At 42.3% G+C, this 20,500-nt stretch carries 16 protein-coding genes; 6 read left to right on the forward strand and 10 right to left on the reverse strand.

What is annotated here, in order from left to right; genetic code table 11:
* Window positions 1–4: 4 nt before the first annotated feature.
* The 10 genes from RIB15_RS14980 to RIB15_RS15025 form a co-directional block, all read right to left on the reverse strand.
* Window positions 5–2,506 carry a TonB-dependent receptor gene (locus RIB15_RS14980; RefSeq protein ID WP_350202984.1) on the reverse strand — a complete coding sequence of 834 codons (2,502 nt, stop codon included), beginning with the start codon at window positions 2,504–2,506 and terminating at the stop codon, window positions 5–7.
* Window positions 2,507–2,837: 331 nt separating this feature from the next.
* Complete coding sequence (locus RIB15_RS14985) at window positions 2,838–4,373, reverse strand: tagaturonate epimerase family protein (protein WP_350202985.1); 1,536 nt, start codon at window positions 4,371–4,373, stop codon at window positions 2,838–2,840.
* 35 nt (window positions 4,374–4,408) lie between these two features.
* Window positions 4,409–5,377, reverse strand: a complete 969-nt coding sequence (locus RIB15_RS14990; protein WP_350202986.1) for a pectinesterase family protein — start codon at window positions 5,375–5,377, stop codon at window positions 4,409–4,411.
* A 78-nt stretch (window positions 5,378–5,455) separates the two neighbouring features.
* Window positions 5,456–6,472 (reverse strand): pectinesterase family protein, encoded by a 1,017-nt coding sequence (locus tag RIB15_RS14995; protein ID WP_502881376.1) that lies wholly within the window; start codon window positions 6,470–6,472, stop codon window positions 5,456–5,458.
* 1 nt (window position 6,473) lies between these two features.
* Window positions 6,474–8,201, reverse strand: coding sequence for a glycoside hydrolase family 28 protein (locus RIB15_RS15000; RefSeq protein ID WP_350202987.1), 1,728 nt, complete (start codon window positions 8,199–8,201; stop codon window positions 6,474–6,476).
* Window positions 8,201–8,974: a rhamnogalacturonan acetylesterase gene (locus RIB15_RS15005; protein WP_350202988.1), complete on the reverse strand. Its 774-nt coding sequence runs from the start codon at window positions 8,972–8,974 to the stop codon at window positions 8,201–8,203. Before RIB15_RS15005 ends, RIB15_RS15000 begins: the two co-directional genes overlap by 1 nt.
* Before the next feature lie 2 nt (window positions 8,975–8,976).
* Window positions 8,977–10,614 (reverse strand): glycoside hydrolase family 43 protein, encoded by a 1,638-nt coding sequence (locus RIB15_RS15010; protein ID WP_350203081.1) that lies wholly within the window; start codon window positions 10,612–10,614, stop codon window positions 8,977–8,979.
* 77 nt (window positions 10,615–10,691) lie between these two features.
* A complete protein-coding gene (locus tag RIB15_RS15015; RefSeq protein WP_350202989.1) occupies window positions 10,692–12,038 on the reverse strand; it encodes a pectate lyase family protein in 1,347 nt (448 codons plus the stop codon).
* Between the two features lie 30 nt (window positions 12,039–12,068).
* Window positions 12,069–13,151, reverse strand: coding sequence for a glycoside hydrolase family 88/105 protein (locus RIB15_RS15020; protein WP_350202990.1), 1,083 nt, complete (start codon window positions 13,149–13,151; stop codon window positions 12,069–12,071).
* A 215-nt stretch (window positions 13,152–13,366) separates the two neighbouring features.
* Window positions 13,367–13,753: a VOC family protein gene (locus RIB15_RS15025; protein WP_350202991.1), complete on the reverse strand. Its 387-nt coding sequence runs from the start codon at window positions 13,751–13,753 to the stop codon at window positions 13,367–13,369.
* Window positions 13,754–14,012: 259 nt separating this feature from the next.
* Here RIB15_RS15025 and kduI point away from each other — a divergent pair, with 259 nt between their 5' ends.
* The 6 genes from kduI (at window position 14,013) to uxuA (ending at window position 20,462) form a co-directional block, all read left to right on the forward strand.
* Window positions 14,013–14,852, forward strand: coding sequence for a 5-dehydro-4-deoxy-D-glucuronate isomerase (kduI, locus tag RIB15_RS15030; RefSeq protein ID WP_350202992.1), 840 nt, complete (start codon window positions 14,013–14,015; stop codon window positions 14,850–14,852).
* A gap of 51 nt (window positions 14,853–14,903) precedes the next feature.
* A complete protein-coding gene (locus RIB15_RS15035; RefSeq protein WP_350202993.1) occupies window positions 14,904–15,689 on the forward strand; it encodes a gluconate 5-dehydrogenase in 786 nt (261 codons plus the stop codon).
* A 10-nt stretch (window positions 15,690–15,699) separates the two neighbouring features.
* Window positions 15,700–16,995, forward strand: a complete 1,296-nt coding sequence (locus RIB15_RS15040; protein WP_350202994.1) for a DUF4861 domain-containing protein — start codon at window positions 15,700–15,702, stop codon at window positions 16,993–16,995.
* A gap of 69 nt (window positions 16,996–17,064) precedes the next feature.
* Complete coding sequence (locus RIB15_RS15045) at window positions 17,065–18,111, forward strand: LacI family DNA-binding transcriptional regulator (RefSeq protein ID WP_350202995.1); 1,047 nt, start codon at window positions 17,065–17,067, stop codon at window positions 18,109–18,111.
* A 128-nt stretch (window positions 18,112–18,239) separates the two neighbouring features.
* Complete coding sequence (locus RIB15_RS15050) at window positions 18,240–19,277, forward strand: PfkB family carbohydrate kinase (protein ID WP_350202996.1); 1,038 nt, start codon at window positions 18,240–18,242, stop codon at window positions 19,275–19,277.
* Between the two features lie 6 nt (window positions 19,278–19,283).
* Window positions 19,284–20,462: a mannonate dehydratase gene (gene uxuA, locus RIB15_RS15055; protein ID WP_350202997.1), complete on the forward strand. Its 1,179-nt coding sequence runs from the start codon at window positions 19,284–19,286 to the stop codon at window positions 20,460–20,462.
* The last annotated feature ends 38 nt before the right edge of the window (window positions 20,463–20,500 follow it).

The following is a 20,500-nucleotide window of genomic DNA, read 5'->3' on the forward strand; positions in this document are numbered from 1 at the left end:
TAAATTATAAGTCAAAACGCACTCCTATTCTTAAATCAAGTCCACTGCGTTGGTACGTACTTACAGGATATTCACTTCTGTTACGGATGTACTCAATCTCAGAAGAATTCAGTAAATAGTTTGCGTTTGCCCAAACCCTGAACCGATCAGACAACTCGTAACTTGCCGCAGCTGATAACTCTTCATATCCATCCTGATATCTATCCAAATAAAACACCCCTTGGCCTAAAGAGGGAGCTCGTTGCTGTACAGATGCAATGCCTGATAAAGACTCTGCACTCCAGTGATAGGATATCTGCGCATCAAAACGTTCAATAGTATAGTTCAATGCGCCATTTAACACATGAGGACTATGACCGGTTAAGGCCATTTTGTCTCTATTATCGACTGATCGATAGCTTGATTGTGACCATGTGTAGTTGGCATACACGCCTAAGTTTCTGAAAAAGCCAGGAAGGAACTGTAAACGTTGCTCTACAGCAATCTCTACGCCATAAAGCGAGGCCGTTTCGGAGCTATTTACATAAACTTGTTCTTCGTATCCATCAGAATTTGTACTAAGTCGCTGTTCGATGAAGTTAGTGAGTGATTTATAAAATCCACCTATTGAAAGAATACCGGAGTTCCCCGTTTCTTGCTCAAACATCAGGTCTATGTTGTCCGACATCACGGGTTCAAGTAATTGATTACCTCTGAAAATTGTGGAGTCCTGATTATCAATTCGTTCAAATGGTGTTTGGGGGAAATAGTCGGGTCTGTCGATGGTTTTGGAATAAGCTGCTTTCACACTGCTGGATTCAGACAAACCATAGTTCAACTGTAAGTTTGGAAACAGGTTTAACAGACTTTCTGATTCAGTGACTTCCTGAACCGGCCCGGGATCTCCATTTTCATCAAAATCAATCTGGTTACCCTCCAATTCAGTAATGGAATATTCTACCCTGACTCCCAGTTTTACACCCAGGTCTCCAAACTGCAGATCTCCCATTCCATATGCTGCATAGATCTGCTCTCCGGTGCTGTAATTCTGAATTTCAGACTGATATGCATTAAGATTATCATCTCCGGTAAAAAGCGGACGCTGACTCTCCAAAAACATCCGTGCGTTTTCAGTATTCACAAACCAGGGTATCCGGTAACTCTCATCAATAACATCAATATCACGATTTGGTTCGCGCAGCATGTTAAAGCTAATCATGCGAAGGGTACGATTGTACTCAAAGCTGCTTTCGTCATAATCACCATCTTTCTGAGACCAGCGTGAACTTAATCCTGCTTTTAAAGCTCCTGAAGAGATGGGTATTTCAACATCAGTCCGAATTGATATCTGATTATTTACATGCTCCTGAATAGTACGATCAAAGTTTTGCCCTATCATAAACTGACGGTCAACGGTTCCATCATCCAAAATTTGGACTTCACGATTTGTGAAAGTCATTTGAGGCCGATTCTTAGTACCTAAATCAAGTGCATAGTTAAGCCCCTCTATCTGAAAGGGAAATACATAGTCCTGATTCTCTGATCTTCCCTGACTCCAACCGGCATTATAACTGAATATAAAGGTATCGAATTCATGTTCTGCTCCACCCTGAAATGCAAGCTGGGTAGTTTTAAATTCATTTCTGCTAGCCTCATGCCTGAAAGCCCCTTGCTCTCCATCTGCCCCGGTAGTGGACTGATCAATAAAATCTCCACCTGTAATCCAACTATCCTGATGAGAAATAAAAGTCCGGTCGTTGCTATTTAAAAAGCCTCTGAAATAGTAAGAGTTGTCTTCATCAGGGTTAAAGTAAACATCTGTTGAGGCAGTAAGTCTGTTTTCCTGATCAATTCTAACAGCTGGTGAAACCTGTTCAAAAACATCCACAAATCCATTCCCAAAATTCTGAGCACCAAAACCGAGTTGTAACTCCTCCCGGGTATTAATAGCCTCATGGTACCCAACATTCACAGACACAGACAATTCATCTGTAAAATTCTCTGCATACTGAATCCAGCCCCGACTTCCCGGTCCGGTTCTGCTGATATACTTGGTATTGGCTTCCCCACCTGCCATAGCACTTACTGTTCGCTTTTTGCCAGCAGGAAGCGCACGCCTGGTGTTTAAATTCACTAATCCCGCAAGTGCATCTGCATCCATAGAAGGATCAAGAACTTTTGTTACCTCAATGCTCTGAATAACATCAATTGAGATGTCAGAAGGATCTATATTCCGTGTTCCAGCCCCGGTATTTGCCAGCCTTAACCCATTATAAGAAACTCCATATGCATGGTATCCAACTCCCCGAATATTTATTTCACCATTTCTGGATGATTGAACACCAGGGATACGAATCAACGCTTCTTGCAGTGAAATATCTCCAAAATCAGCGAAATCACTGAAATCAAGCGAAGAGGAAAAGAAGGGATTAACCGAAAAATTGTAGGGTCCTGTAAGATAAATCTTGGTCGTATCTGCTTCAGGCTCATCCTGAGCATGCAGGTTGGTCGGGGAAAGCACTGACATTATCATTATTAAAAAGCACCCAGCCCAGGCTATCTGAGTAAAACGATGGATAAAGAGGCTGCTTACCGGTGATGTCTGTTCCCGTTTACTGATCATGACTCCAATATCTTTTACTGAACTTTTGATTTGGTGCGTCAAAGCGCTTCCAAATTGTTTTTTATTTTTCCGAGTGTTTACCATAAAAAGCTGCTTAATTTTCCGCCTATCGTACTCATTTCATCCAAAAATCATCAAGCGTACTTAACCGGTTAAACTAAGGATTAAATAAAGGCATATTCATTGGATAATCAACCTTAATTTCCTAATGATTACAAAGTTTATGCTTCCTGCATCATTTCACGCTAAAAGGACTGAGATGTTTATGGAAATGTTTTTCCAAATTTGAATAATGCAGCTCCTCATTTTTTTCAAGAGCATTCATCAGTCGTTTCTTAAATCCTTTAGCCTCAGGTAAATCGCCAGATAGCACAGATCCAAAAGCTACATGCAGAACCTGGCGAGCATTATTGTCATCCAGATATTCTGGAAGTTCTTCTTCCCTAGCTTTTGACGGGTCTTCAATCTTGCTGAGATCAGCTGAAATATGATAGGTCTTTTTATCCTCATCAAAGCGCCTGAGCGAGAATGCCATAATTTCCCTGAAAAAGTCAGGTTCACACTCCGCAATTGTTCTCAAAGCTTCCAGGTAACTTGTTCCCGCTGTTTTTACATGCACAGCGCCCAGGTTTAGCGAGCCTACAACTTCATACACTGAGAATTTGTCACTGCCTGAATGGATGCTCAATTTATAGCTCCCAAATTTTTCAGCTATGGCAAGGTGTTCTACATATTCATCTCGAAATTGATCCAAATCTCCTTTAAAGTCGATGCCTTTTTCAAAGTCTCCACAAAACCGGGGGGCAAGGCTAACGAGCTCTACTCCCAAACGATCCAGTTCTGAAGCCACCAGGTAGTGCTCAAAAAGAGTAGTCGGCGCATTGGTTTCATCAACCGAAAGCTCGAGCTCAGAGGGATGATCCGGATAAGTAGCCGAAATATAGCTTGCCATCATCCGGGTATGAGTAATCACACGCCCATACTTTACCATTCCTTCTTTAATATCACGGATGGAAGGATTGATTTTATATCCCGTATTTAACTCGATGTCAGAGAATTCGAATCGGTCCAGTAAATCTTTCGGAGTGTCTTCAATTTCTTCCCAGGGAAGGTTCTCATAACTCGATTGCAGCTCTTCCTCTGTCATTTGCTTTACTTCATTTACCACGTAATCGCTGGGATCAATGGTAAACATAGTGAATCCGGCTTTTACCATCCGGTCAATATCTTGCGTTGTTTTAAGGTGATCTCCGTCAGCTCCAAATCCATCGTGATATCCTTCCTGAAACACAGACCACGAGGCTGCATCCATCACTTCCTCAGCAGTTCTTTTAGTTCTTTCAAGCTCACGAATGGATTGCTGAGCGAGCACTGGTTTAAACCCGGCTTCTTTTACGGCTCTCAAATGAGCAGGACCTGCATTTCCAAGCCGGTCTCCAAATCCATATGAATCCGTTTTACCGATCAATACGGGATTTGTAAAGTCAAACTTTGAACGCAGAACAGAGGCATTTTCATGGGAAAGTTCACATTCCAAAACAGAAACTGAACCTGATTTTATTTCCTTACCCGTAAATTCAGTATTGGGAATACTTCCATCTTTCGATATCACTAAAAGGTGTTTTTCAAGTCCTTTTCTGGCAATGCATAAGACCACCTCTTCATGCTCATGTATTGAGTCTTCGTAAAGGCTATACCCATCCATTCCTTCTATAACATCCTGTATTTTTGAAACTGCTTCCCTATCTGTTAATGGTTGATCAATATTCATTGTTCAGGATTTAAGTTGTTTGCATTATTCATTTCTTAGCGGTTTTCGTCCGCAGGATTCCAGCCTTTCAAAATCTTTTCTTTAGCATATTTTTCAGCTTCTTCAGCTTTCAATTGATAACTCCATTCAACCCTTTCAGAAGGTTTAAAACCAAGTCCTGAATTCTCATATTCAGCGTAATAAACAGTAGACTCCGCATCGGGCTTATTCCAGTTATGCCACCCTTCAGTCATAATATGACCTCCGAGTTCCGTCTTCATGAAAACGGTTTTCGCATAATTTCTCCACGGACGTCCTAAGTAAACTTCATTAACACTTTCATCTGCAGTAAGTGTGCTGTTCTTAAATACGAAGCCATATTGTTGTCCTTGTGGAGTAGAAGCTGCCGTGATATATGAATCTTTCTTGCTATGGATCTGGCAATCTTCAAATAGTCCGGTGGCTCCTCCAAAAATAAAATCCGTTGTTCCTTCTATATAACAGTTGTTGAAATATTGACGTTTCCCTTCCCCAGCAAGGTAAACCGTATCCTGATTCCCCAAGATCCTGCATTTTTGAATGGAAACACGGTCCGCATCTATGTGCAATGCTACAGCCTGACCCACATCACCTGCCGAATTTTCAATGGTTATATTCTCAGCGTAAAAATCATTTGCTTCAACCAACAATGTGTAGGTATGAAAGGTGCTGTTTCGCCCACGATCGATCTTGTCAAAATAGTCATCCCAGGTTATGACGGTTGAGTCTTTGTTCTCGCCAATTAAGCTCAGCTTTGTATTCCAGGAATGTACTTTCACTTTCTCTTTATAAACTCCGTTTTTTATAAGAATAGTGATACGCTCATAAGGAAAAGACTTTGCGTCATCAATGGCGGCCTGAATGCTGCTATAGTCACCGCTACCATCCTTCGCTACCACCAGCTCAGTTTCATATCCCTGAGCAAGAGCATCGGATGCCAGCAGTCCTAAAAAAAGCACGATAATAGGTTTTATTATTCTACACATATTCTATTCCGGATTGATTTTTCCTGCTCCAACAGGTCATTAAGATTATTCCGTTAGCATCTCCAGAAATTCTAAGGACTATTCAATTCTTTCCAAAGGATTCCAACCATTAAAAATAGTTTCAAGGGTATAAGCTGAAGCTTCTTCGGTAGTAAGCTGAGCAGACCATTTAACCCTTTTTTCTGGATGAAATCCCGTCCCTTCATTTTCAAACTCGGCATAAAAAACCGTTTCTTCCTTGGCTGGGTCATTCCAGTTGTGCCAGCCCGACGACCTGATATGGCTATCTAGATAGCTGTTGATCAACACTACCTTAGCATGTGGACGCCAGGGACGCCCCAAGTAGTAGGTTTGCTCTGCAACATCCGGTTTTGCGGTAAAGCGACTATTGATAAATACATAACCAAAAGCTTTTCCTTCCGGCGTGGAAGCCGCAGTGATATAACTTCCCTTCTTTTTTTTGGAAACGATCTCACAATTTTCGAAAACCGCAGTAGATGATCCGAAAATAAAGTCTGTCGTTCCTTCAATATAGCTGTCTTTATAATACTGCCTGCTTTCGCTGCCGTGAGTGTAAAGAGTGTCCTGATCTCCAAGAAAACGGCAGTTTATAAATACTGCACGATCCCCATTTACACGCAGGGCTACGGCCTGACCAACCCGACCGGCTGAGTTTTGGAAGGTGATATTCTTTGCTGTAAAATCATCTCCGAATAAGAAAAAACTGGAAGAACCCGTGGTTCCCAACTCTTCCCCAAACTGATTGGTTTTGGAGGAATAATCGTCAAAGGTGAGAATGGTTTCTTCTACATCTTCCCCGATAAATGTAACATTGGTTTTGTTGGGTGGAAGTGTAAGCTTCTCTTTATACACTCCTTTCCTGATATATATAACAGTTTCATTGTCCCGGAAAACGGGAACAGCATCAATAGCATCCTGAACGGAAGTAAAATCTCCTGAACCATCTTTAGCCACTACAAAGTCGTATTTGTCAACGGCTTGAAAACCCATCAAAAGCGTTGGGATTAGAAGTATAAACATTACCGGAGCTAGTGCCCTTAAAAAACTGGCTGGAAGTTTTGCCCGGATCAGCATTTTACTTCTCCTGTCGTTTTAACACGCCTTTCCCCACATTGGGACCTATACTTGTTTCCTCAGCGGTATTAGTGAATCTGACGCCCATCAACCTAACAGATTCCGAAAACGGACCAACCAGACGTATACCTGTTCCAGCCCCGGCGTCTTCGGCAAATCCTATATTCATATCCTCCAGTGAGATACTATGCACGTTGTTCAAAAACAAAACCGGACCTTCATTCACTTCTATGTCTACGTTTTTCATTAAAATATCTTCAGCATCCATGATCATACCTCCACGGCTGGCAGTCAGCTTCATATTCTCCATGCGAACATTCCGGACACTCATCTCTGGAAGTCCCTGAATCCAAAGAGCCGTTTTTGAATTAAAAGAGTATACATTTTTAATACTGATGTCCCGGAATCGGGGCGTTTCTTCATTGACTTCAGGAATTTGTTCCTGCAGCTTCTTCTTGTCTACTATTTCAGCCTTTTGGTTGGGAGTAGGCATTTCTCCACCGTAATAAAGGTTAAAGCGAATGGGTTCCGTTACCATATCTATCATGTGAATATTTTCAATCTGTATATTCTCTACCACTCCGCCTCTTCCACGCGTGCTTTTAAAACGAATACCTACATCTGTTCCCATAAAAGTAAGGTCGGCTACATGAATGTTTCTGACATCACCCGACATTTCACTGCCTACAACAAATCCCCCATGCGCATGATATACGCTGTTATCTCTTATAATCACGTTTTCTGTTGGAACACCACGTTGCCGGCCGTCTTCATTTTTACCTGACTTAATACATATAGCATCATCGCCCACATCGAAGCTGTTATTATAAACAAGTACATTTTTACTGGATGAAATGTCGAGACCATCTCCATTTTGGGCATACTCGGGATTTCGTACCGTCAGATTTCTGAGAATAATATTCTCGCTCATCAGTGGATTGATATTCCATGCGGGCGAATTCTGAAATGTAGGACCATCCAGAAGGATATTCTTACTTTCCCGAATACTTACTAAAACAGGCCGAAGAAAATCTCTTACTTCTTCATAATCCTCTTTGGTCTCCCTGTTTGGAGGAACATTAAACGTACCGGGATCTCCCATTTTTGAAGCTTCAGTTGGATACCAAACCCGACCGTCATCCGATAAAACACCGCCCGATTCAATCAGTTCTTCCCAATGGTCTTCTGTAACCTTGAATTTCTTAACTGGGCGCCAGGCTCCGCCAGACCCATCAAAAATACCTTCCCCGGTTATCGCGATGTTTTCAACGCCTTTGGCATAGATCGGAGAAATCGCTCTCCATGTATCCAAGCCTTCAAACACCGTTTCAACCAGCGGGTAGTGATCAAAATTATCACTGAACTTTACGAGAGCCCCTTTTTCAACATGAAGGTTAATATTGCTCTTCAGAATGATTGGCCCGGTAAGCCAGATTCCTCTTGGAATCACAACCGTACCTCCGCCATTATTACTAACATCATCAATAGCCTTAGAAATGGCTTCTGTGTTTAGTGTTTCTCCATCCGAAACGGCCCCAAATTCCGTGATATTTACGGAGTAGTCAGGAAATTCAGGAATGGGAATTTCATCCATTTCAAACGGAAATTCGGCATAGTAATGAACTGGGACGGGAGCAAAGTAATCTTTGCTTGTGTTGTTATTATAGGTACAATTAACAGAGCCAATAGTAAGCAATAGAATGAACGACAGATTGATTAATCGTTTCATTACTCTTCGCCCTCAACGATGTAATTGGCAAGTTCGTGGTCCAACTCTTCCAGTCCCTGCATCACCAACTCAGCCATCATCCGGGCACCTGTTTCACTAAAGTGGGTATTATCTGTCACCCCATCCGGGTAGTTTGGGTTTTGACCCGGTTCCAATTGCAAAAACAGCAATGTAGATTTTTCTTTGCCTATTTCGGTTAACATAGCCTGACTTTTGCGATCCATATCAATCAGAGGAACATTCTCGGTTTCAGCCACTTCTCTCATCAGGGCTGAATACTGCTCATGAGTTTCTTTCACCTGTCCATTTTCATCAAATTGCCGACGTGTTATTGGAGTAAGCAGAATCGGATGCGCACCTCTATCCCGGGTTTCAGAAATGTATTGGCGAAGAAACTTCTGATACTGTTCAGGCGGGGTGTATCGGGATTTGGTGGGAACTTCATCATTGTGCCCAAACTGAACGAGTACAAAGTCTCCGGTTTTCAGGGTTTCCTTTATGGTTTCCCATCTCCCTTCTTCAATAAACGTACGGGTACTCCGCCCATTTCTGGCATGATTTTCAATTTCAATTTCATCGGTGAAATAATACTGGAAAGGCATGCCCCATCCCGTCTCCGGATAGGAGCTTATACGTTTATCAGACATCGTTGAATCTCCAACAAGATAAACGACTGGTTTTTCATTCGGGGTGAAAGCCATAAGACTCAACACCACGGTTAATGTGAGTATAATACTGCTTAGTAATAGTTTCTCTGTTGATAATTTTGCCATCATTATTTCTCCAATTGTGTAATTCTAAACCAATCTACATCTGCGAAGCCTGAGTGCTGACTGCTGTATTCCAGATAATCTTCCTTATCACCATTGCGGGGTTGTGTTGCAAAAACTCCAATTTTAGCTCCAATCCACCGACCTTCTTTAGCCTGAAATTTTTCCCCTATATTTTTGAACTTCTTGCCATCTGTACTAAAACTGAACGACGTCAATCCACCTGCCTGTACCTCTGCCCTGAACCAAACTTCATTTTGATCAACATTAATGGTTTCCTGAACGTGTTCTTTTTCACCAGCATCGGCTCCTGTAGCTAAAACCTGTATTATTTGAAATCCATCTTTTGCTCTCTTTATAGCCACATAACTGTAATCTTCACCCATAGCAATTAAACCAGCCTTTTCTTCAATCATATGGGGAGTAAATTCCATTTTAGTAGTTGCAGTGAATTCTGGCGCAGGGAATTTTTGCAGCAATAGATTCGGTACATCCCATAGATTTCGGGCTCCCTCAGGAGCAGGTTTACCATAGAGTCTGAGAAATCCAAAGTTGGAAGTCATAGCCCAGGTTGATTCAGGATTGCCATGCCATTGCCATTGCAGTCCTAGTACATCACTGTTAAACTCATCCGACTCTACCGGAGTTACAATTGGTGTATTTGAAGATGAAACATCAGGTTTTTGATAGGTTTTAACGGGTTCTCCTACCCCGTCATTATTCTGATCTTCGCCCATCATTGGCCAGCCATTTTCCCAGCGTACCGGGTTAAGATGAACAATCCGTCCATAAGGCTGCTTTTCCTGAAAGTGAACAAACCAAGACTCTCCAGATTCCAGATCAACCAGCCCCCCTTGATGAGGCCCGTTTATGTTGGTATTGCCTTGCTGAAGAACTCGTTTAGCTTCATAAGGACCAAATACATTTTTAGATCTCAGGGCAAGTTGCCAGCCTTTAGCTACTCCGCCGGCAGGTGCCATGATGTAGTACCAATCACCTCTTTTCAGAAATTTAGGGCCTTCTACCACACGATTTCCTTCGTGACCATCAAAAACGAGTACAGGGTCACCTTTTACCGTGGTGCCTTCTTTGTTCATTTCCTGCACCACCAACACCGAGTTAATACCTGAACGGCTTCTTGCATAGGCATGAACCAGATATGCTCTGCCATCGTCATCCCAGAGCGGTGAAGAGTCAATCAGCCCTTTTCCGCCTTTTACCAAAACAGGATCTTCCCATTCCCCTCTGGGATCATCGGTTTTAACCATATAAATTCCAAAATCCGGATCACCCCAATAAATATAAAATTTGCCTTCGTGGTACCTGAAGCTGGGAGCCCATACACCATTGCCATGCTGTGGCGTTCTGAAGTGCTCTTCCGGTATTATTTTTGGTAATGCGTGATTAATCAGTTTCCAGTTCACAAGATCTTTAGAGTGAAGAATTGGTAATCCTGGAGACGTATTAAAGCTTGAGGATGTCATATAAAAATCTTCCCCCACACGAATCACATCAGGATCAGAGTAATCAGCATGCAGAATAGGGTTGGTGTAAGTACCATCCCCGTTATCAGCCACCCAAACATTAGACACTCCCTGCTGTTGAGCATGTGATTTTCCAGTGCCTAAATAACTAATTATCATTCCGGACAGGCAAAAAACAAGTAAACGGCACATCGGATTTTTCTTCATTTTCAATCTTAATCTCTAGTAATTACCATCTATTCAACCAATCCATTTAGGTACATTTCAACATTTGTATAGCCCTTGTGAAGGGTATATAAATTCGAGTCTGAAGGGTCATCAGGGTTCAAATTATTTTCGACCTCCCAGCTATCTGGCATGCCATCCAGATCGGTATCAAGGGGAGCCTCTTTTGCTTTCAGTTCTGGCCAGCCCCCAACATCTTTTTGTGAATCTATAATACCCGGTAAACCAGACTTTGACCCTTTAAAGGTTGCCGTTCCTTTTCGTGTTTCTTCTATGATTCTGCTGTCAATTTCATCCCGGTAAAAGCTTGCTCCAACATGCTCCAAAACAGAAGAAAAAGCTTGTTCAGCGGTCTCCAGATTTTTCGGATTAAAGCCAAAAGATGATTGGGCTTTGGTTTGTTCCGGATACCGGGTTTGAACACCTCCATTCCAGTTCTTTTCAGATACACCCGGATGATTATAAACGAAATTCCCTTTCACATAAAACTTTCCATACGGCTCAGAGGGATTTACAATACGGTTTGATACATCATCATCAGTTCCCGGGCCGGCCTTGTAGTAATTATTAACAATATTTTGCTCTCCCTTTTCACCACCATACATACTGTTGAATTCCCAGTTGTATATCACATTGTTGTAGTAATCCAGCTTTCGGTTGGTAGGACTATCATAAGGATCTGAATCAGCCAACCTTGGATTTCGGCTGCTATGATGGGCTATAAGGTTATGATGAAATGTTGCCCGGTTCCCTCCCCAAATTCCGCCGTAACCATGAGCCCCTTTTTCATGAAATGAATTCTTTAGGGATTCAGAAATAATACTCCATTGTAATGTGAAATTGTTATTTCTGTAGAATGAAGACACTTCATCTATCCCCCAACTCATTGAACAGTGGTCTACAATTACATTTTCAGTTCCCAACCCGCTTAAGGCATCACCCTGTACTTTGTGAATATCTCCCAAGCGAAACCGCATATACCTTATAATGATATTATCTGCATCCAACTCTACCGGATAATCCCGAATAGTGATTCCCTGCCCCGGTGCAGATTGACCTGCAATGGTCAGATCTCCGGAACCAATGATTACCGGAGACTTTAAATGAATGTTGCCGGAAGTTGAAAAAACAATGATTCTGGGACCTTTTTTTTCTACAGCAGAACGAAGACTTCCGGGACCGCTGTCGTTTAAGTTGGTGACATAGATAACCTCTCCTCCCCGGCCACCGGTAGTATATTTACCATACCCTTCGGCTCCCGGAAATGCCAGAGTCTGAGCCGAAACCGAAACTGTTATACCCGTCAACATTCCAATGAGCAGAACAGTCATAAGTTTATTTATTTCGACTAGCTTCATATCAAATGTTTGGGTTTAAGATGTAAGATGTTACCTATCCATCTCCAGGCTTAGTTTAATAAACGGGCCGGTAGCTTTGGTATCATTAACCTGAATTTTCTCATTAACATAATATTCATAAGACCCTGAACGGTAGGGATCGCCCCCTAAACCAGCTACTGCACAAACATGATTGATATTGACCAGGCCGTTTTCATCCACTTCAATGAATTCATTTAAAATCCCCTCAAAAGCACGCCCGGCTACCTGGTGATAAGACTCGTCAAGGTATCCCTGGTTAGCTCCTTTCTTGATCGCATAAGTAAACATGATTGAGGCTGAAGCTTCCAGATAATTTCCTTCACGCTTCCCCTGATCCACAACCTGATACCAGACATCAGATTCCTCATCCTGATAATTAACCAACGCCTGAACCACCTCATCAAGGATGAGTACTAAATCATCATGTTGCGGGTGATCTTCCGGGAAATAATCCAACACATCAACAATGGCCATTACATACCAACCCATTGCCCTTCCCCAAAAATTAGGTGAAAGCCCGGTTTCAGGATCTGCCCACTTTTGAGTTTTACTTTGATCCCAGCCATGGTAAAGAAGGCCTGTTTCAGGGTCTCTCATATATTCAAACATTAGTTTTACCTGAAGAGCTACATCATCAAAATTCTCATATTCATCATTGCGCTGACCATACTCAGCATAGAAAGGAGAACCCATATAAGCCCCATCCAGCCACATTTGCCATGGATACCTGTGCTTATGCCAAAATCCACCCAGATGATTTCTAGGCTGATAATTTAAATGGTAACGAAGCTGCTCAATGGCATTTTTATATTTTTCCTTCCCGGTTTCATCATATAAATGGAATAGAGCTCTCCCGGGAGCAATGCGGTCAATGTTGAAATTGGTAACATCATATTTATTGATGGTTCCATCTTCTTCAATCATGAAGTCATAGTAAGCATCAATGTAATCGAGGTATTTCTGCTCTCCAGTTGCTTTGTGTACCTTTTCGATCGACTTCAATACCAATCCAAAAGTATATTCCCACTTCGGTTCATCCCGAAAATCCATATATACAGGATCAGGATTACGCTCCATTATAGATAATGCCATTCTTTCCGACCACTTTAAGTCACTGGAAACACTTTGGCTTATTATAGGTGAACAGGCTGTTATTAACAGTATAAGGGTTAGGCTGAGGGTTTTCATCATTGTAATTCCAACATTAATTATTGACGCCGCGCAAACGGTTGCGCTTTGTCAATTAACAGGATTTAGTAAAAGAAAGCAAGCAATACTTTAACCGGTAACTTAAGTCTTCAGGCTCTCTATGGAAGCATTTTCTTGCCGCGTTTGCATAGTTGAATAGCGAGTCCCCAGGGATCTCTGAGCATGATAAGATGTGAACCATCTTCCAGCTCTTCATTGCTTACTTCAGAAGCTCCGGCCTCCACAAGCCGATCCTTTTCTTTTTCTGGATGCTCTGAGGTGAAGGCCAAATGAACGATCAAGGGGTTCATGCCATGATAATCAGGCACGTTATCTGACGGATTATTATAAATCTCAAGCATAACCTGCCCGCTTTCATCTGCTAAAAAAGTAGTGAACGGCGGTTTCTTCTCTTGCTTAACGATGTCGAAATGAAGATGATTGACATACCACTCTCTCATTTCAACGGGTGATTCAACGTTTAAGGCAAAATGCTCAATTTTCATATTCTCTTTGTCATTTTTAGATTTATAAAGAATCTTCTCTGTAATACAATCGATTGCATAAAGTATGGTTATTTTTGAAAATAAATTAAACACCTTCCTCATTTGATGAATATCAGCTTTAAAAAGAGTAAGCAGCGGATAAATTTTGCTTTTTAGGATGCTTATAAACAAAAACTGCTTTCCTGTATTCTCTGGCTTATCTGGAATTTTTTTATATATTCAGTGCAATCGATTACACTAAATAAAAAGCCAGCCAATTATGTCTGTGAATTACACCGTTAGATATGCCGCAAATCCTGAAGATGTTAAGAATTATGGCACTGAACGCCTCCGGGATGATTTTCTGATTGAAGATTTATTTGTTAGTGGAGAAATCAATCTTGTTTATTCGTTCTATGGCCGTCAAATTGTGGGGGGCGCTAAACCTGACTCCTCCCCTTTGAAGCTGGAAACAATCGACCCTTTGAAAGCTAATTTTTTTCTTGAGCGAAGGGAACTTGGTATTATAAATGTAGGTGAACCCGGCTTCGTTAAAGTGGGTGATAGCGAATATGAAATAGACTTTAAAGAAGCGATTTATATAGGCCGTGGTGAAGAAGAAGTTAGTTTTCACCAAAAAGATGGCAAGCAGCCTCTCTTTTATTTTAACTCTGCACCCGCACATAAAGCCTATCCCACCAAAAAAATATCGCAGGATGAAGCTGAGATTGTAGAACTCGGCTCCCTTGAAACCGCAAACCATCGCGTGATTCGTAAACTCATCGTGAATAGCATCGTGGATACCTGTCAACTACAAATGGGTATGACTCAGCTCGAAACAGGCAGCGTCTGGAATACCATGCCTGCCCATGTTCACAATCGAAGAATGGAAGCTTACTTTTATTTTGAAGTTCCGGAAGAACAAGCTGTTTGTCATTTCATGGGTGAACCGGACAACACCCGCCATATCTGGATGAAAAACAATCAGGCAGTACTTTCTCCCCCATGGTCTATTCACTGTGGATCGGGAACCAGTAATTACACCTTTATATGGGCTATGAATGGCGAGAACCTGGATTACGGAGATATGGATCATGTTGAGATCCAAGACCTGAAGTAAGCTTAAACACTTACTTCTCATTCAATCTAACCTTCAAACTGATTTACACTTATGAGTTCTCTATTTGATTTAACAGGAAAGCGAGCTTTTGTAACCGGTGCTACCCACGGTCTGGGTATGGCCATGGCTAAAGGACTTGGTGATGCCGGAGCGGAATTAATTATCAACGGGACTACCCCGGAGAAAATGGAGCGTGCACTGGAAGAATACCGCTCGCAAGGATATACCGTTCATGGCTTTATTTTTGATGTAACCGATGAAGATAAAGCCAAAGAACATGTCGACAAGATCGAGAAGGAAATTGGCCCTATCGATATACTTGTGAACAACGCAGGGATCATTAAAAGAGTCCCCCTAAAAGATATGGAAGTGGAAGACTACCGCCGGGTTATCGATGTAGATCTTGTGGGCCCTTTTATTATGGCCAAACAGGTTGTTAAACACATGATTCCACGTGGTGAAGGCAAGATTATCAATATTTGTTCTATGATGACTGAACTTGGGCGTGATACCGTCGGAGCTTATGCAGCTGCCAAAGGCGGGCTCAAAATGCTGACGCAGAACATGGCTACAGAGTGGGCAAAACATAACATTCAGGCAAACGGAATAGGCCCCGGATATTTTGCAACATCACAGACCGAGCCCATTCGCAAGGACGGCCATCCCTTTAATGATTTCATCATACAACGAACACCAGCTGGCCGATGGGGTGATCCTGAAGATCTGGCTGGCGCAGCCGTTTTTCTATCCTCAAAAGGCAGTGACTTTGTAAATGGACAAATCATCTATGTTGATGGCGGAATTTTAGCCACCATCGGTAAACCAGCCAACGAATAATCTTATAGCCATGCGTACTTCAGTCTTTATCATTCAAGGAATTATAATTTCCACATCTCTTCTGCTTCTTTCGGGTTGCTCAGCATCTCAGGAAGACTTTACTGTAATCAATAGTTCAAATATTGACCGGTCGGACGAGCCGATTGTGTTTTCACGGGAGGATATTACCGAAAAAGCCGGTGGTATTCAGATTATGGAAGGAAAGCTTCCCCTGCCTGTAAAAGATGGAGAACCAATTCCTGCTCAAATCGATGATATAGACGGTGACGGCTCGTGGGATGAGCTAGCCTTTACATTATCTATTGCTGCTGGAGATACTCAAAATGTTTCTATTGAGTTCATATCCCCTGAAGATTATCCCGAGTTTACTGCACGTACAAATGTACGCTTCGGTGTTTTAGATGAGGACGGAGTTAGAGCTGTGGAGACTTTAGAGATCCCCGGCAATGAACTTCCGGTTCCCTTGTTCACACGGTACCAAATGGACGGGCCTGCATGGGAAAACGACAAGGTAGGCTTCCGGCAATATATTGATGGAAGAAATGGCCGGGACCTTTTTGGTAAAACAATGGCCTCTATGGCACTCGATACAGTGGGTATAGCTGAAGATGGCTCACTGGAAGACAATTATCATGTAATGTTGCCTTGGGGGCGAGATATTCTTGCTGTGGGGAATTCCCTGGGACTTGGTGGTATTGCCATGCTGGAAAATAACCAGCCTGTCAGGCTTGGAGTTCGCATGGATGCAGAGCAAAACAATGTTGCCAAGACATCCTATGAATTGATTACAGAAGGCCCTGTTCGTTCCATTTTCAAGCTCAATTATGAAGGATGGAACACCGGAAACGGAAATTATAGTCTTGAAAACACCGTAACCATTTGGGCTGGCCGCTATGGTTATACGAATGATATCACTCTTAAAAGCCCTAATGCGTCAGATACCTTGATTGTTGGAGTTGTTAACATCCACAATGATAACCCTCCTATTTTATTTAATGAGACAGGCACCGATTATTCTGCATTCTATACTCACGACAAACAGACTTATGACGACGGTTGGTATCTTGGTATGGGGATTATTTTTCCATCAGAATCTTACCTGAGTTACCAAAAAGCCCCGGATTCGGGACCAGGTGTAACTACGAGTTTTTTGAATCTATTTGAGCTAAGACAGGATAAAAGCCTGACCTATCATGTACTTGCAGGATGGGAACTAAGCGATACGCAATTTGCTAGTCCGGAATATTTTGATGCTTTTATTTCTGAAGAAATACAAAAAGAATCTGCTCCGGTTATCATTAAATAGACCGCAATTGATTTCAAACTATTTTACTGATATGCTTTCATTGAACTACCCGACCCTTATTGAGCACTGATGGCAAAAAAAAGAACAACCATCCATGATATTGCGCGTGAGCTGGATATTACCGCTTCAACGGTTTCCAGGGCTTTAAAAGATCATCCGCGTATCAGCGATTCTACCAAAGAATCTGTGATCGCAATGGCAAAGAAAATGAACTATCAGCCAAACAGCATTGCGGCTGCTCTTCGAAGAGGGACCAGTAATTTGGTTGGAGTTATTATCCCAACTGTTGACCGAAACTTCTTTGCTTCCGTTGTACGTGGAGTCGAAGATGTGCTTAACGACACCAGCTATAATGTAATTATCTGCCAGTCTAATGATTCGCTGGAGAAGGAGAAATCCAATATCAAGGCATTACTGGAAGCCCAGGTAGATGCTATTTTTGCTTCTTATGCAAAAGAAACCACCGATTTTTCCCATTATGAAGAAGTCATAAAGCGAGGCATCCCCCTTATCCTATTTGACCGGATGCAGGATGCATTTGAAGTAGACACCGTTGTTATTGATGATTATTTGGGAGCTTTCAAGGCAACCGAACACCTGATTGAACAAGGTTGCAAGCGCATTGTTCACTTTTCCGGGCCCCAAAACGTCAGCATATATCGTGACAGAAAACGGGGGTATGAACAAGCACTAAAAAAGCACGGCATATCTATTGATGAATCGCTTGTATTATCCAGTGACTTAAAGCTGGAATCAGGTAAAATGCTTGGTGAAGAAATTTCGAATTGGCCTGATTTGCCAGATGCCGTATTCTCAGCCAGTGACTATGCTGCAATGGGAGCTATGGAGATATTCAAGAATAAAGAAATTATAGTACCTGATGATATTGCCGTGGTTGGATTCAGTAACGAATCTTTTACCTCTCTGGTAGATCCTGCTCTTTCAACCGTTGATCAACACAGCAAAAAAATGGGGCAGTTTACGGCAAACCTTTTCCTGGACCAGGTGAAAGACAAGGATTCTGATCACCCGCCATCAAAGACTGTTTTAAATCCCGAATTGATCATCAGGAAATCATCACTGAAAAATGGACAAATAAAACCAAAAAAATCCTGATTTAAGGATTTTTCTATTGAAAAATACTGTAGCAATTCATTAATTGTACAATCGATTGCACAACATACTTAATAAACTCATCAAAGCTGGTGAGCTAAACAAATAATCAAATTAACCTAACCGTTGTTATGAAGAAAGTAGTCACCTTTGGGGAAATCATGCTTCGACTCTCCCCTCCCGGATTTCTGAGATTTTCACAGGCAAACTCATTTGATGTTATATATGGAGGAGGCGAATCAAATGTAGCCGTATCTTTGGCTAACTATGGCATACCGGTTGAGTTTGTTACCCGCCTTCCGAATAATGATATCGGTGAATGCGCCCTCATGGAGATGAGAAAACGTAATGTGGGCACTAACCATATTATCCGCGGCGGAGAGCGTTTAGGAATTTATTTTCTGGAAACAGGCGCTGTAAGCCGTGGCAGTAAAGTAGTTTACGACCGTGCACACTCTGCTATTTCCACGATTAAAAAGGGTGATATTGACTGGGAAAAAGTGTTTGATGGAGCTGACTGGTTTCATTGGACGGGTATTACCCCTGCCCTTTCTCAGGGAGCAGCTGATGTAACCCTGGAAGCCATCAAAGCGGCCAACGAATTAGGTGTTACTGTATCTACCGACCTAAATTATCGTGCTAAGCTTTGGAAATATGGCAAGGAGCCCGGTGAGATTATGCCAGCATTGGTAGAAGGCTGTGATGTGATCCTTGGTAATGAAGAAGATGCTGAAAAACACTTTGGCATTGAGCCTGAAGACGTAGATATCACCAAAGGTGAATCTATGGACAGCCAGGCTTATCTGTCTGTATGTAAGAAATTGAAAGAGCGCTTCCCAAGAGCGAAGAAAATCATCACAACTTTGCGGGGTTCTATTAGTGCTTCGCATAACTCCTGGTCTGGCGTGCTATATAACGGAGATGAATTCCTGGAAACCAGAACGTATCAAATCACGGATATTGTAGATCGTGTTGGCGGCGGCGATTCCTTCATGGGTGGACTGATTTATGGATTACTTACCTATGAAGATGACGATCAAAAAGCACTTGATTTTGCCGTGGCAGCTTCCTGCCTCAAGCACACCATTTACGGTGACGCTAATTTAGCAACCGTTGATGAAGTAGAAAAATTAATGGGCGGAGATGCTTCCGGCCGTGTATCAAGATAGCTGGCTATGAAGTTAGAATACACATGGCGCTGGTATGGCCCCGACGACCCTGTTACCCTGAAAGACATCCGGCAGACAGAAGCAACGGGAATCGTAACTGCTTTACATCACATTCCTGCTGGAGAAGTTTGGTCGGTTGATGAAATCCAGAAACGGAAGCGGGAAATTGAAGCGGCTGGCCTGAGATGGTCGGTAGTGGAAAGTGTGCCGGTTCATGAAGATATCAAAAAGAAAAGTGGACAGTGCGTTCGCTACATTGAGAATTACCAGCAAACGCTTCGGAACCTTTCTTTATGTGAAGTTAGAACCGTTTGCTATAATTTCATGCCCATCCTGGATTGGACCCGAACCAACCTGAACTATCCGGTTGGTAATGGCGCATATGCTTTACGATTTGAGAAAACCGCCTTTGCTGCTTTTGACCTTTTTATTCTACGCCGCCATGGTGCCGAAAGTGATTACAAGGATTCCGAAATTCAGAAAGCAGAATTGTATCACAACTCCATGAACCGGAAATCCCGTGATCAGTTAACAGATACTATTATTGCCGGTCTTCCCGGCGGCCATGAAGGCTACTCTTTAGAAGCATTCAAAAAGATGCTGAATGAATACAAGAGTATTGATGCCAAAGAACTGGAAGCCAACCTCCGGTCTTTTTTGGAGGAGGTAATTCCCGTTGCTGAAGAACATAATGTAATGATGTGCATCCATCCTGATGACCCTCCTTTTCCTATTCTCGGGTTACCTCGTGTGGTGAGTACGGAGCAGGACATTAAACGACTTTTGGGCGATGTGGATTCGCCTAACAACGGAATCACTTTTTGCACCGGTTCTTATGGAGTTCGTAGTGACAATCATTTGCCCGAGATGGCAGCAAAATTTGCCGATCGCATTCACTTTTTACACCTTAGAAGCGTACAAAGAGAAGGTGATGGTAGTTTCTATGAAGCTAATCACCTGGCCGGAGATTCTGATATAGCTGGAGTTATGAAGGCCGTTCTCGAATCTTCCAAGCTGGATGAAAACCGGATTATCCCAGTTCGACCAGATCACGGACACAAAATGTTAGACGACATTGACAAGGTCACAAACCCCGGTTATTCCTGTATTGGAAGACTAAAAGGATTAAGTGAACTCAGAGGACTGGAACAGGGGCTTCGGTTCAGTATGGAAAATAAAAATTAACCCTACATGGAAGCGGTTTTATTTGAATTTAAAGCCAT

The organism is Gracilimonas sp. (assembly GCF_040218225.1).
In the GTDB taxonomy this organism is placed as follows: domain Bacteria; phylum Bacteroidota; class Rhodothermia; order Balneolales; family Balneolaceae; genus Gracilimonas.